1 protein-coding gene is annotated in these 292 nt (G+C 69.5%); it reads left to right on the forward strand.

The features are described from left to right. Window positions 1-292, forward strand: a 292-nt coding sequence (locus BIU99_RS12715; RefSeq protein ID WP_175484392.1) for a BCCT family transporter, incomplete at both ends; no start/stop codon positions are given.

The following is a 292-nucleotide window of genomic DNA, read 5'->3' on the forward strand; positions in this document are numbered from 1 at the left end:
ACATCACGCTCGGGAAGGACGCAGACGAGCCCGAGTTCTCCACCGGGTCCTGGTTCGCCCTGCTCTTCGCGGCGGGCATGGGCATCGGCCTGGTGTTCTACGGCGTCTCCGAACCACTCAGCCACTTCGCGTCGCCGCGCCCCGGGGTCACCGGGACCGAGAAGGAACTCGCACAGCAGGCCCTGACCCAGACGTTCCTGCACTGGGGCCTGCACGCCTGGGCGATCTACGTGGTCCTCGGGTTGGCGCTCGCCTACGCCATCCACCGCCGCGGTCGGCCGGTGTCGATCCG

Source organism: Plantibacter sp. MMLR14_011, assembly GCF_001865025.1.
Classification (GTDB): domain Bacteria; phylum Actinomycetota; class Actinomycetes; order Actinomycetales; family Microbacteriaceae; genus Plantibacter; species Plantibacter flavus_A.